Origin of the sequence: Pseudomonas sp. MF6747 (assembly GCF_963890955.1) — a bacterium.
In the GTDB taxonomy this organism is placed as follows: Bacteria; Pseudomonadota; Gammaproteobacteria; order Pseudomonadales; family Pseudomonadaceae; genus Aquipseudomonas.
On the sequence record NZ_CAWPSZ010000011.1, the window covers coordinates 95,405 to 109,105 of the forward strand.

General features: G+C 62.7%; 9 protein-coding genes. 1 reads left to right on the forward strand and 8 read right to left on the reverse strand.

The genetic code is table 11. The annotated features are described in order from the left end of the window. The first annotated feature begins 31 nt into the window (after positions 1–31). Positions 32–955 carry a LysR family transcriptional regulator gene (locus tag AACW30_RS12455; protein WP_200625094.1) on the forward strand — a complete coding sequence of 308 codons (924 nt, stop codon included), beginning with the start codon at positions 32–34 and terminating at the stop codon, positions 953–955. Here the strand turns inward: AACW30_RS12455 and AACW30_RS12460 are convergent. From AACW30_RS12460 to AACW30_RS12490, 8 genes are all read right to left on the reverse strand, one after another. Next, complete coding sequence (locus tag AACW30_RS12460; RefSeq protein ID WP_106580700.1) at positions 915–1,607, reverse strand: response regulator; 693 nt, start codon at positions 1,605–1,607, stop codon at positions 915–917. The genes AACW30_RS12455 and AACW30_RS12460 overlap by 41 nt on opposite strands. Continuing rightward, the gene (locus tag AACW30_RS12465; protein ID WP_200625095.1) at positions 1,604–4,255 is read right to left on the reverse strand and encodes a sensor histidine kinase; all 2,652 of its coding nucleotides are present in this window, start codon (positions 4,253–4,255) and stop codon (positions 1,604–1,606) included. Before AACW30_RS12465 ends, AACW30_RS12460 begins: the two co-directional genes overlap by 4 nt. 133 nt (positions 4,256–4,388) lie before the next feature. Continuing rightward, entirely contained in the window at positions 4,389–6,458 is a 2,070-nt protein-coding gene (gene kdpB, locus AACW30_RS12470) for a potassium-transporting ATPase subunit KdpB (protein ID WP_179607087.1), read from the reverse strand. 12 nt (positions 6,459–6,470) lie between these two features. Beyond that, a complete protein-coding gene (gene kdpC / locus AACW30_RS12475; RefSeq protein ID WP_106580703.1) occupies positions 6,471–7,118 on the reverse strand; it encodes a K(+)-transporting ATPase subunit C in 648 nt (215 codons plus the stop codon). Between the two features lie 10 nt (positions 7,119–7,128). Beyond that, the gene (gene kdpA, locus AACW30_RS12480) at positions 7,129–8,835 is read right to left on the reverse strand and encodes a potassium-transporting ATPase subunit KdpA (RefSeq protein ID WP_106580704.1); all 1,707 of its coding nucleotides are present in this window, start codon (positions 8,833–8,835) and stop codon (positions 7,129–7,131) included. 107 nt (positions 8,836–8,942) lie between these two features. Further along, on the reverse strand, positions 8,943–9,104 hold the full coding sequence (kdpF, locus tag AACW30_RS31535) for a K(+)-transporting ATPase subunit F (RefSeq protein ID WP_442793536.1): 162 nt from the start codon (positions 9,102–9,104) through the stop codon (positions 8,943–8,945). 1,386 nt (positions 9,105–10,490) lie between these two features. Next, entirely contained in the window at positions 10,491–11,621 is a 1,131-nt protein-coding gene (locus AACW30_RS12485; protein WP_124418847.1) for a catalase family protein, read from the reverse strand. Between the two features lie 29 nt (positions 11,622–11,650). Then, positions 11,651–13,459: a di-heme-cytochrome C peroxidase gene (locus tag AACW30_RS12490; protein WP_200625096.1), complete on the reverse strand. Its 1,809-nt coding sequence runs from the start codon at positions 13,457–13,459 to the stop codon at positions 11,651–11,653. Between the last annotated feature and the right edge of the window lie 242 nt (positions 13,460–13,701).

The window sequence follows — 13,701 nt, forward strand, 5'->3', positions numbered from 1 at the left end:
CGCTCAAAGCGGACTAAAAGGATGCAATAACGTGACGGACAATCTCAGCGGTGTGATCGCATTCGTGAAAACCGCCGAAGCCCTGAGCTTTGTAGGCGCTGCGCGTACGCTGGGGATTTCCGCTTCGGCGGTGGGCAAAAATGTTGCCAGGCTTGAGGCCGAGCTTAATGTGCGGCTGCTGCACCGCAGTACCCGCAAGGTCAGCCTCACGGCTGAAGGGCAGATGTTCTACGAGCGCAGCCGCAAGATCCTCGATGACCTGCACGACGCCCGCGCGATGCTTTCGCATGCCATGCAGGCACCGCGCGGCAAGCTGCGCGTGAGCCTGCCCACCATCGGCTATCGCTTTCTTTTTCCGCACATGCTCGCCTTCAGAAAAGCCTACCCGGAGATCGAGCTAGAACTGGACTTCAACGACCACCTGGTGGATGTGATCGAGGAGGGTTTCGACGTCGTGATCCGCAGCGGTGGGTTGGCCGATTCGACACTGATGGCGCGCAAGCTTGGGCCTTTTCGCTTTGTGCTGTGTGCGTCGCCCAAGTACCTGCAGGCCAATGGCCGACCCCAAACCCTCAGTGATCTTGAACACCACCAGTGCCTGCGTTATCGGTTTGCGACCACCGGCAAAATCATGGATTGGACCTTGTCTGCCAACCCCGCGATGACCCAGTTGCGCCTGCCCACGGCGCTGACCTTGAACAACATGGAAGCCATGCTCAGGGCCGCCGTCGATGGCCATGGCATTGCCTATGTGCCGGACTTCCTGGCCCGTGAGGCGCTGGCCCAGGCACAGCTGGACACCGTGTTGGACGGGCACTCCGATGACCAGGGCCAATTCTGGGCGCTGTGGCCCTCCAGCCGGCACCTCTCGCCCAAGATCCGCGTGTTTGTGGACTTTGCCGCTGAGCGTCTGTTTACAAACCCATCAACCGATACCCCACCTGCAACTCGGTAATAAAGTGCTGCGGCTGCGCCGGGTCCGCCTCCAGTTTTTGCCGCAAATGCGCCATGTGCACGCGCAAATAATGGGGACGGTCGATGTAATCCAGGCCCCACACTTCCAGCAATAATTGCCGATGCGTCAACACCCGGCTTTGGCCACGAAGCATTGCACAGAGCAGGCGGTATTCGATGGGCGTGAGGTGCACCGGTTGCCCCTGGCGCCACACTTCATGCGTCGACAGGTCCACGGCAATGTCGCCAAACGCCACTTTGCTGGTGGCCGCCGCGGTACCCGTTTGCCCGTGGCGGCGCAGCTGTGCGCGGATGCGTGCGAGCAGCTCGGGCACGCCAAACGGTTTGGTCAGGTAGTCATCGGCACCGGCGTCCAGGGCGGCGACTTTTTCTTCCTCGCGATCACGTGCCGACAGCACCAGAATCGGCACCGCCAGCCAGCCGCGCAATTCGCTGATCAGCTGTTTGCCGTCTCCATCCGGCAGGCCGAGGTCGACGATCACCAGGTCCGGCTGGCGGCTGGCGGCATGGATCAGCGCGCGTTTGACGCTGTCGGCCTCGAACACCTGAAACCCTTCGTCTTGGAGGGCGATCCCGACGAAGCGGCGGATGTTGGCCTCGTCTTCCACAATCAAAATGCGTGCAGTGCTCATAGGGTTTCCATAAGCGGCGGGGTGCCCGCCGGTAACGTGATAGTGAAGTGCATGCCGCCCACCTGACCGGGGTTGGCTTCGATGCGCCCGCCATGGGCCTCGACGATGCGTTTGGCCAGCGCCAGGCCCAGGCCGATGCCGGCGACGGACGACTCCTGCTGGCCGCGCGCGAAGGGGTCGAACAGATTCGCTGGCGCTTTGCCTGGGCCGTTGTCGCTGACATGCAGCACGATGCTGCCCGCAGTCGAGCAGGCTGCAACGGTGATCAGCGTGCCCGGCGGCGTGTACTTGGCGGCGTTGTCGAGCAGATTGACCAGCACCCGCTCGATCAACAGTGCGTCGATGTCCACCAGTGGCAAGTGCGGGTCCAGCGCGGTGAGCACGCGGTGGTGCGCCAGCGGCTCACGCAGCTGGCGCAACGCGCTGCCGACGACTTCTTCCAGCGAATGCCATTGCCGGTTCAGGCGCACGCCGCGTTCCTGCATGCGGGCCATGTCCAGCAGGTTTTCGATCAGGCGCTGCATCGAGGTGGCCTGTTCATGAATGCCATTGAGCAACTCGGTCAGCGGCCCCGGTGGGGCGTGGGGCAGGGCGGTGTCGGCGGCGCCGATCAGTGTGGTCAGGGGCGTGCGCAGGTCGTGGGAAATGGCCGCGAGCAAGGTGTTGCGCATTTTCTCGCCTTCCATCTGCACCAGCGTGCTTTGCGCCACTTCGACGAAGTGCACGCGTTCCAGCGCAATTGCCAACTGGCTCATGCAGGCTTCCAGCAGGCGGCGTTCCTGCGGATCGCTCAGGCGTTCGCTCTGGGCCAGTTCCAGCACCAGCACACCGCGCACGCGCATCGGGGCCTTGAGCGGCAAATAGCAGCCGTTGGCCGCCGACAACGTGTCGGTGCCATGGCCGGCCGCCTGGCCGTGGTCGTAAGTCCATTGGGCGATGCTGTCGTCAATCGGCAGCCCGCTCGCGCTGACGCTGTGCACGCCATCGGCGGCGTCCGGCAGCGCCAGGCCGACCCGCGCTTCAAACACGCCACTGAACGTGCGCAGGGCCACTTCGCTGATTTGCTCCACCGTCAACGCGGCCGACAGGTCGCGGGCCAGCCGCGCCAGGGAGGTGGCGCGTCGCTCGCGGGCGGCTGCGGTGCGGGCTTCGTGGCGCAAGCGCGCGGTGAGTTGCCCGGTGATCAGGGCGATGCCGAGCATCAGCGCAAAGGTGAAGAAATACTGGGTGTCATTGACGGTGAACGAGTAACGCGGCTGCACAAAAAAGAAGTCAAAGCACAGCACCGCGAGCATCGCCGCCCACACGCCGGGGCCGCGCCCAAACCGCAGGGCCACCAGCACCACCGTCAGCAAAAACAGCATGACCACGTTGGCCAGGTCAAACACCTGCAGCAGCAGGGCGGCGACCGCAGTGGCGGCGAAACACGCCAGGGTTGCCCACAGATACGCCAGCCGGGTGCCCGCCGCCGGCACGGTTTTTTCGACGACCGGCGGCTTGCCCGGCAGCAGCCCGTGGGCAATCACGATCTGATCGATCTGCGGGTGGTGCCGGCTGATCCGGTCGCTGACCGATTGATGCCAGAACCGCCAGGCCCGGCGCGGATGATGGCCCAGCACCAGGCGATTCGCGTTGTGCTCGCGGGCGCAGGCGGCCAGCGCCTCGGCCACGTCCATGCCCGGCAGTGTGGCGGTGTCGGCACCGAATTCGGCCGCCAGCGCCAAGGTTTTCATCGCCGTCAGGTAGCGCCTGGCGCCACGCCCTTGATGCGCGGCCACGTGCACTACGATCCAGTCGGCTTCGAGTTTTTGCGCCAGCCGCGCAGCTTCGCGCACCAGGCGCTCGTCGCCGGCATCGCCCGCCACGCCGACCAGCAGGCGCTCGCGGGCGGGCCACACGGTACTGATCGAACGCTCGCGGCGGTACACGCGCATTTGTGTGTCGACCCGATCCGCCGTGCGCCGCAGCGCCAGTTCGCGCAACGCCAGCAGGTTGCCCTTGCGGAAAAAATGCCGCGACGCGCGCTCGGCCTGCGGGCCCAGGTACACCTTGCCGTCCTTGAGGCGTTGCAGCAGATCGTCGGGCGGCAGGTCGATCACCACCACTTCGTGGGCGTTATCGAACACGTGATCCGGCACGGTTTCGCGCACGCGAATGCCGATGATGCCGCTGACCAAATCATTCAGGCTTTCCAGGTGCTGGACGTTCAGCGTGGTCCACACGTCGATACCGGCGCTGAGCAACTCTTCAATGTCTTGCCAGCGTTTGGGGTGGCGCGAACCGGGTACGTTGCTGTGGGCCAATTCGTCCACCAGTACCACGGCGGGATGCCGGCGCAGGGCCGCGTCGAGGTCGAATTCGCTGAGCGCGAACTCGCGGTGCAACAGGGCGGCGCGGGGCAGTTGTTCCAAGCCTTGGAGCCACTGGGCGGTCTCCGCGCGACCGTGGGTTTCTATCACGCCAGCGAGCAGGTCGCGGCCCAGCGCAACTTCGCGTTGCGCCGCCGCGAGCATCGCGCAGGTTTTGCCCACGCCGGCATTGGAGCCAAAGTAGATACGCAATTTGCCGCGCAAGGCGGCCTGTTCTTCCAGCTGTACCCGGGCCAATAAGGCGTCGGGGTCGGGGCGGTCATCGTTTAATGCGGGCATATTCTTCCTGGTGAATACAGTGCTGTTACCTGTGGGAGCGGGCTTGCTCGCGAATGCGGAGGGTCAGTCACACATGCACTGACTGACCCTCCGCTTTCGCGAGCAAGCCCGCTCCCACATTGGTTTGGCGGTGCTACACGAGACCCAACCCGCTAAGCAGCATGTCGATCAACTTGATCCCGGCAAACGGCACCAGCACACCACCCAGCCCGTAGATCAGCAAGTTGCGGTTAAGCAGCGCCGCCGCACCAATCGCCCGGTAAGTCACCCCGCGCAAGGCCAAGGGAATCAGCGCGACAATGATCAACGCGTTAAAAATCACCGCGCTGAGAATCGCCGAGTTGGGGCTGCTCAGGTGCATCACGTTCAATGCGCCGAGCTGTGGGTAGGTGGCGACAAACGCCGCCGGGATGATTGCGAAGTACTTCGCCACGTCATTCGCCACGCTGAAGGTGGTGAGGGCGCCGCGGGTCATCAGCATCTGTTTGCCCACCTCGACTACTTCGATCAGCTTGGTCGGGTTGCTGTCGAGGTCGACCATGTTGCCGGCCTCTTTGGCGGCCTGGGTGCCGCTGTTCATCGCCACCGCCACGTCGGCCTGGGCCAGTGCCGGCGCGTCGTTGGTGCCGTCGCCGGTCATGGCCACGAGCTTGCCCTGGGCCTGGTAGTCGCGGATCAATTGCAGCTTGTCTTCCGGGCGGGCCTCGGCGAGGAAGTCATCCACGCCGGCTTCCACCGCAATCGCGGCGGCGGTCAGGCGGTTGTCGCCGGTGATCATCACGGTCTTGATGCCCATGCGCCGCAGCTCGGCGAAGCGCTCCTTGATGCCGCCTTTGACCACGTCTTTAAGCTCCACCACGCCCAGCGCCTTGGCGCCGTCGCACACCACCAACGGCGTGCTGCCGCGTCGCGACACTTCATCGACCTTGGCCTGCAATGCTGCCGGGAAACTCCCGCCCAGCGCTTCGATATGGCTGCGAATCGCATCCGCCGCGCCCTTGCGAATGGCACGGCCTTCGGGCAAGTCCACACCGCTCATGCGCGTTTGCGCGGTGAAGTGCACAAAGCTTGCACCCAGGGCGTTGATGTCGCGCGCGCGGATGTCGAATTTCTGCTTGGCCAGCACCACGATGCTGCGGCCTTCCGGGGTTTCGTCGGCCAGGGACGCCAGTTGCGCAGCGTCCGCCAGCTCGGCTTCCTTCACACCCGGCGCCGGCAAGAAGCTGCTGGCCTGGCGGTTGCCCAGGGTGATGGTGCCGGTCTTGTCCAGCAGCAACACGTCGACATCGCCCGCGGCTTCGACCGCCCGGCCCGAGGTGGCGATGACGTTCGCCGACATCATCCGGCTCATGCCCGCCACGCCGATGGCCGAAAGCAGGCCGCCGATGGTGGTGGGGATCAGGCACACCAGCAAGGCCACCAGCACCGTGGCGCTGATCACACTGCCGCTGCCGCTCATGGCCACGGCGAAGATCGAGTAAGGGCTCAGCGTGGCGATCACCAGCAGGAACAACAGGGTCAGGCCCACCAGCAAAATCGTCAGCGCAACTTCGTTGGGCGTCTTCTGGCGCTTGGCCGATTCAACCATCGAGATCATGCGGTCCAGGAACGATTCGCCGGGGTTGACGCTGATGCGCACCACCAGCCAATCCGACAGCACCCGCGTGCCGCCGGTGACCGAGGAAAAGTCGCCACCGGCCTCGCGAATCACCGGTGCCGATTCGCCGGTGATCGCGCTTTCATCCACCGAGGCCACGCCTTCGATCACCACGCCGTCCAGCGGCACCAGGTCGCCGGCTTCGATCAGCACCACGTTGTCTTTGCGCAGCAGGCTGGCTTCCAGCGGTAGCCAGGCGGCGCCGTGGCGCGGTTGCTGCAACAACTTGGCCAGGGTCTGGCGTTTCATGCCGCGCAGGCTGGCGGCCTGGGCGCGGCTGCGGCCTTCGGCCAAGGCTTCGGCGAAGTTGGCGAACAGCACGGTGAACCACAGCCACAAGGTGATGCTGAGGATGAAACCGCTGGGCGCTTCACCCTTGCCGCCCAGGGACTGGAACCACAGCAGGGTGGTGAGAATGCTGCCCAGGTACACCACAAACATCACCGGGTTTTTCCATTGCGCCTGAGGCAGCAATTTCTTCAACGCATCGACGCCGGCAGTGAGCACGATGCGTCGATCAAACAGAGGTAAACGAGCATTTTTCATGAGGGCAATCTCTTACTCACTGACCGCAATAGAGGGCTGATGTGCATCCAGCGCCAAGTTGAGTTGCAGCACATTCACCCGTGGCTCGCCGAGCAGGCCGAGGGTGCGTGCGGCGGTGTGGTCGTTGAGCAGTTGCAGCAGGTCGGCCTCGGGGATATGGCGCAAGCGCGCTACCCGTGCCAGTTGCAGCCGGGCGTTGGCCACCGAGATATGCGGGTCGAGGCCCGAGGCGGAAGCCGTGACCGCGTCCACCGGCACCGGGGCGTCGGCCGGCAGGCCGTTGTCCTGGCGATAGGCCTTGGCGCGTGCGGCGACCTGGTCCAGCAGTTTCTGGCTGGTCGGGCCCAGGTTGCTCGCGCCGCTGGAACCGGCGTTGTAGGGCTGCGACACGCTTTTACTCGGGTCTTGCGGGTCGGCGCCGAGGGTCATGCTCGGGCGGCCCTGGAAGTACTCAGGCTTGGTGAAGTTTTGGCCGATCAACGCTGAGCCGATCACCAGGCCGTCGCGTTCAATCAGCGAGCCACTGGCCTGATACGGGAACAACAGTTGCGCGGCCACGGTGGTGAAAGCGGGGTACGCCAGGCCGGTCAGCAGCATGAAAAACACTGCCGACACCAGCACCGGACGCAGCAGCCCTTTGAATATCGATTGAGTCGTCATCAACATGTCCTTAGTTGTACGTCTGGCCGGACAGCAACTGCAGTTGCTCCACCAGCGGGCCGAGCGCGAGCGCCGGCAAGAAGGTCAGGCCACCGACCACCAGCACCACGAACACCACCAGCAGCATGAACAGCGGGGTCGCGGTGGGGATGGTCCCGGCACCGGCCGGTACGGTCTTTTTCATCGCCAGCGAACCGGCCACGGCGAGCATCGGCAGCATGGTGAAGAAGCGCCCGATCAACATCGCAAGCCCAATGGTGGTATTGAAAAAGGGTGTGTTGGCGTTCAGCCCGGCAAACGCCGAACCGTTGTTGGCGGTGCCCGAGGTGTAGGCGTAGAGCACCTCGCTGAACCCGTGCGGGCCGAGGTTGTTGAGGCTGGCCATGGTGTCCGGCCACAGGGCGGCGAGGGCGGTGAAACCAAGAATGCTGATGGGGTGCGCGAGCACCGAGAGCATCACCAGTTTCATCTCGCGGGCCTCGATTTTCTTGCCGAGGAATTCCGGGCTGCGCCCAATCATCATGCCCACCAGAAACACCGTCAACAGCGCGTACTGGATCAGGTTGATAAAGCCCACGCCGTCGCCGCCGAACACACAGTTGAGCATCATCTGCGCCAACGGCACGAAGCCACCCATGGGCGTCAGCGAGTCGTGCATGGCATTGACCGAACCCGTGGTGGCCGCGGTGGTGGTGGCGATAAACAGGCTGCTGTCGGCGATGCCGAAACGCAGCTCCTTGCCTTCCATGTTGCCGCCGCTTTGCTCGATCGATAGCGTCTGGTTGGCGCCGGCCTGGGTCAGCAACGGGTTGCCGGTTTGCTCGGCGCCGTACACCAGCGCGAGGAAGCCGATGAACATCACCAGGAAGGTGCCGAAAAACACCCAGCCCTGACGGCGTTGCAGCAGCATGCTGCCAAAGGTGTAGGTCAGTGCCGACGGGATCAGCAGCATGCTGAGGATGTGCAGGATGTTGGTCAGCGGCGTCGGGTTCTCGAACGGGTGCGCGGCATTCATGCTGAAGAAGCCGCCGCCGTTGGTGCCGATGTGCTTGATCGATTCAAAGCTGGCGACCGCGCCGACGATCAGCTGTTGCTGCGCGCCTTCCAGGGTGGTCGCCAAGGCTTGTGAGGCGAAGGTTTGTGGCATGCCTTGCCACACATACACCAGCGCCATGGCCACACACAGCGGCAGCATCACCCGGTACAGGGTGCGAGTGAAGTCGACCCAGAAGTTGCCGATGTCGGCCGAGCTTGAGCGGCTCAATCCGCGAATAAACCCTGCGGCCGCGACCACGCCGGACGTGGCGCCGACAAACATCAGAAAGGTGATGACGGCCATCTGGCTGAAGTTCGACAGGCTGGTTTCACCCGAGTACGCCTGCCAGTTGGTGTTGGTAATAAAGGACGCGGCGGTGTTGAACGCCAGGTCCGGGGTTTGCGCGGCCAGCCCCAGCGGGTTGATCGGCATTAGCGCCTGCAATCGCAGGACGATATAGCCGAGCAGCATCATCGCCGCGTTCGACAGCAGCAGCGCTGAGCCATAGCGGGCCCAGCCCATGGTCTCCAGCGGGTTGATGCCCAGCAGGCGATAGGTAAAACGTTCCGGCAGGGCGTGGCCGGTCCCGGTAAACACCCGGGTCAGCCACTTGCCCATCAGCACGGCGAGCCCGGTCATCAACCCCAGGACCAGCGCAAATTCCAGCAGAGTGCTTAGCATGTCGTGGCTCCGTTCAAAGCTTGCCCATGGCGACAATGGCCATGGCAGTCGCAACAAAAAACATCAGGGAGAGGCCGATAAACATCACGTCGTACATGGCGGACTCCCTAGAACTTTTCAGCGCGGATGAGGGCGTAGCCCAGGTAAGCGAACAGGCCCACGGCACATAAGCCGCTGGCGACATAAATGAAGGTCAGTGTGAGCACGGTGTAACTCCCCTTGTTGAAGAAGCGGGGGAGGTTATGCGCTTGGGTATTAAGCCCGGGCACTGATTACAGGGGGCGGTATTAAGACGGTATATAGATGGGTTTTGGCTGGACGAACGAAAACAAGGGATAGCCCGGTGCCGGGGTATCCCTTGAAAAACTGGGGTTCTGCTGATTTCAGTGATCAGCTTATTTGGCTTTCTTTTTCTTTTCGCCGCGGGTGGCGAGGTGCTCGAAGCAAAACGCGGCGGTGCCGAAGAGCGCAATCATTGACAGGACGACCATGCCTAAAGTTGAACTTTCCACGATGACTTCCTACGGGTTTTGGGGGTAGGACGTGACGGTAGAGCGTGGGGGGTTAGTTGCTCAATAGGGACGACGTAATCGTTATGGGGAAGTTGGAATTTATACGGGTTCTTTACGGGCTGGTGGGGGGGAGTACATATCCGTTGCTGCGGTAACGGCGGCTTGGGGTTCCGCTCTTACAGCGGGTCACTTTTGGCAAACGCCCCAAAAGTAACCAAAAGGTCTTTGCCCCACCACTCGGCCCCTCGCTTGGGCTCGGTGTGCCCTCACTCCGGCTTGAATCCGTGGGCCGCCGTGACGGGCCATCCATGGCCCAACACGGCTAACCCGGCGTCCTGCCGGGTTACCCACGGATTCAAGCCTGCGTTCGGCCAGCGTGGTTGATGGGGCCTGTCAGATCAAAGTCAAAAGCAAGATCAAAAGCAGAGCACGGCGGCCTGAAAGCCGACCTGAGTGGTTGAAGCAAAAGCAGGGCAACAGCACAGCAACACACTTCTATCTGATGCACAGCGTTCTAAATGTGGGAGCGGGCTTGCTCGCGAAGGCGGTGTGTCAGCTACACATGAATTGACTGACCCACCGCCTTCGCGAGCAAGCCCGCTCCCACAAGTTGACCGAGTTCAGCCTCCAGCACCGCACTGCTTTTGCTTTTCTGTGGGAGCTGGCTTGCCTGCGATGCGGACACCTCGGTGTATCAGGCACAACCAGTTGATGCCATCGCAGGCAAGCCAGCTCCCACCTTTGATTGAGTTCAGCCTTCAAGATCAGGTCGGCTGTCAGGCCGCCTCGCTTGCGCTTTTGATCTAACCACTCAGGTCGGCTACCAGGCCGCCGTGCTTTGCTTTTGATCTTGATCTGTTTTTGATCTTAGGCGCCCCGTTAAACCACGCTGGCCGAACGCAGGCTTGAATCCGTGGGCAACCCGGCAGGACGCCGGGTTAGCCGTGTTGGGCCATGGATGGCCCGTCACGGCGGCCCACGGATTCAAGCCTTCGTTCGGGCACACCGAGCCTAAGCGAGGTGCCGAGTGGTGGGGCAAGAGCCCTTTGGTTACTTTGGGGCTTTTCCAAAGTGACCCGCCGTAAGGGCGGAACCCATACCCGCCATCACCCAAAAAACGGATATGTACCCATCCCCGACACCTCACAAATTACGACTATGCCGATAGTCGCTCACAGCCTCATACACCGCCTTGCGCAACCGATTAATCCCCCCAATCGGTCGATGCGCCTCAAGCCCGAACCACGGATTAAACGACTGGTTATCACAAGCAAGATTCAACGCCGGCGTATCAAAATCCTGCGCCTCAACCCGCACGGTCGCCACGGTCTCATACGGCGCATCGCTCTCCTTCCATTCAATGCTGGTGTCTTCGATCGGCATGAATTTCTGCGGATTCTGCCGCTGAACCTGCAACACAAAACACGCCGGCACACGGTCGGTCGACAGCTGCTGGCTCAAGGCACTGCGCAGAAAGTTCGGCAGGTCCTGGTTCTGCTTGGGCAACACATACTCCGGGCAACTGAGCGGGTCAGGCGCTACGCGAAACTTGGCATTGGCTGCGCCGAACTTGTAGGGCGACACCGAAAAGTAAGTCGTCTGCGTCGGGCTGGCCGGCGCAGGCGACAGTGTGGCCAGCGCGATAAACAAATGGCGCACCTGCCAACTACGCGGATCTGCCTTGGGAAAGAACGCCAGGACCTTCTTGCCGTCGGCCTGGGCGCCGATGTTTTGCGCATACTCCGCCACATCGCTGACGAAGAAATTCGGATGACTGAACATCACGAAATCCTGTTCGGTGCGCGCCTGCTGATCCGCCATCAACTGTTTGCCCGGAACATCCAGCAGCTTGAGCGCCATGCCCCGCGCATCGCGGATGCTGTCGAATTGCGGGTAGGCATTGCCATTGGACAGACGCATCAACGCCTGCCAGGTTTTGCCCGGCTCGGCGAACACGCCTTGGCGCAATGCCGGGTCAAGATCCGCCACTACGCTGACGTGCGCCTTCACGCAGCCGTGAGCCTTGGCATGCGCGTCGCGCAGGTAACGCGTGCCTTCGCGGTGCTGATCGACGATGCGCACGGCTGTCTGAATGATGCCCTGGGTCATGGCCGCTTCACCGGGCGGAATCTGCTCGTCCGGCGACACCGGGCCGCTGTGCTGCCAGGCAAACCAGGCGGCAGCGATCAACCAGCCCAGCAGCCCCAGGCCCACCAGCCATAACAGGGTTTTACCCAAAAACGCGCCGAGGCGCAGCCACAGACGCGCGAGCATCGAAGATTCCTTGTAGTTAGATCCAATAGTCATGGCAACTGTTGCTCCAGCGGGCCGCCCAGTACTTTGAGGTATTCCAGCAGCGCCCAGCGTTCTTGCGGCTGCAGGCCGCGGCCGATCACGCCATTGCCACGTTGGCCGGCGCGAAATTCGTGGCCGCTGTTGTGGTTGCCGGTGACGTTGGTATCGAACCGGAAGCCATTCTTGAACGCCTGTGTTTCAAAGCCCAGGTGGCGCGGGTCGTAGGCGAACGTGCCTTTATAGAAGGTGGTGCTGCGCTCGTCCTGAGGCGAGAGCAATTGGTAGATCGTCGGCACCGAGCCGTTATGCAGGAATGGCGGCGTGGCCCACACGCCGGCCAGTGGCCGCGCTTTGTAGGCGCGTACCTCGCGCACACCGATAGGCAGGCCGAAACCGTCCAGGCTTGGCCGCTCGGCCGGGGTCACGCCGGCGGCGCGGTAGGCGTGGTCTTCGACAAAGGCGGTGACGTAGGCCAGGCCTTGCGCCACCGACAGGTTGTGCAGGTCCAGCGGCGCGGTCGGCGTAGGGTGCAGTTCGACGTTGAGCGTGGCCAGTTCCGCCGGGTCCCATTGCAGCGCGCTGAGGTCGTAGCGCTGGTCGGCGATGTTGCTGGCGGTGCCGGGGTCGGTGCCGATGTATTCAACGGGGAGCATTTTCAACTGCTGCACCGGGCGGCCATTGACCTGGCTGACGGCGGGCACATGGCAACCGGCGCAGTTCTCGGCGAACAACGCGCGGCCCTGAGCGGCGAGGGGTTTGTCGATGGCGCCGAACAGGTCTTCCGGCCAAGTGGGCGGCTTAAGGCGTTGCAGCGTTTCTTCGATCAGGTTGAGGTCGCGCACGCGCACGCTGGATGGGTAGCGCGCTTGGCCTTGAAGGGGCTGGCCGGCGCTGTCGAAGAAGTCCAGTGTCGCACCGACGCCGAGGGCTTCACCGATGTTGCGCGCCATCGGTTGCTGGGCCGAACCGTTCCATTGCACCCAGTCGAAGGTCCAGATATCCCACAGGTGCGGGTAGTCCACCGGGGCATTGGCAACGCGGTAATTGTCCGGCGAGACAGCGTCGCCAAAGCTGGCATTGGCGATGCGGCCAAACGCGTCGGTACGGCCCGGGCCTTCTTCGGTGGGGTAGAGGCCGCGGTGGGTGTCATTCCAGGCGACTTTGAGGAACTGGTTGAGCGACCGTTTGAAGTCCTGACGCAGTTGGCCATGTTCGGCGTCGTATCGATCCCCCAGCACCTGGCGGGCAAAGCGCTCGAATTTCCATGGGTTGTAATAGGTGGCGGCCAGGCTGGCCACCAGTGCCTGGCCGAAGCTGCCGCCGCGCAAGGTGGGCACGCTGGAGGGCAGCACGTGCTGGGCCGAGCCGCCATCAATGCGCAGGGCCTGGCCTTTGAAGTGCAGCTCGCCGGTGTGGCAGGCGGCGCAGGTGATATCCAGGTATTCAACCGCGCTGCCGGCATTCTGGTGGCGGGCAAAACCGACTGGCAGATTGCCGGGGTTCTGCGCGGTAGGGACCTGCTTGGGGTCTACCAGAAACCCAAAGCGCGCCAGGTACTCGGGCGTTGCAAAACGCTGTTCGGAGAACGGCAGCTCCAGGGCGGTGAACCAGTCGTAGTGCAGGCCTTTAACTTGGGTGCCCTGAGGCGTGAAGTAGTAGGTCTGGCGATCGGCGGCACTCCATTGATCCTGGTAGCGCACCTGCTGCACAGGCACGTAGTCGGGCAGCTTGGGGTTGATGGTGTAATAGAGCACGACGGCCAGCAGCAGGCCGAGTGCGAGCAATATCACAAGCAAAACACGGGAAAAAATGCGCAAGATAACTATCCTTGTCGAGTTGTCGCGTTGTTATGCCACTACGCCATAGGTGCGGCAAGTGGCCATGAGCCTGGTTGCAGGCAGTCCCGCGATCCGTCGCGGGCCTCCATCATGAATGAAAATGCTTTTAAACACGTGAACTTATCGGAAGTTTCTTGCTCACATGCCGGTAGCCATTGGTCGTGGCCGCCTGATAAGCTCGCGACTTTACTCGAATGCCCTTTTGGCGCACGAACAAGGAA

What these genes read in the sequence shown, in the direction of transcription:
- AACW30_RS12460 (WP_106580700.1), bottom strand. Translation starts at nt 1,607, where the DNA reads ATGAGCACTGCACGCATTTTGATTGTGGAAGACGAGGCCAACATCCGC.
- AACW30_RS12465 (WP_200625095.1), bottom strand. Translation starts at nt 4,255, where the DNA reads ATGCCCGCATTAAACGATGACCGCCCCGACCCCGACGCCTTATTGGCC.
- kdpB (WP_179607087.1), bottom strand. Translation starts at nt 6,458, where the DNA reads ATGAAAAATGCTCGTTTACCTCTGTTTGATCGACGCATCGTGCTCACT.
- kdpC (WP_106580703.1), bottom strand. Translation starts at nt 7,118, where the DNA reads ATGACGACTCAATCGATATTCAAAGGGCTGCTGCGTCCGGTGCTGGTG.
- kdpA (WP_106580704.1), bottom strand. Translation starts at nt 8,835, where the DNA reads ATGCTAAGCACTCTGCTGGAATTTGCGCTGGTCCTGGGGTTGATGACC.
- AACW30_RS12485 (WP_124418847.1), bottom strand. Translation starts at nt 11,621, where the DNA reads ATGCTCGCGCGTCTGTGGCTGCGCCTCGGCGCGTTTTTGGGTAAAACC.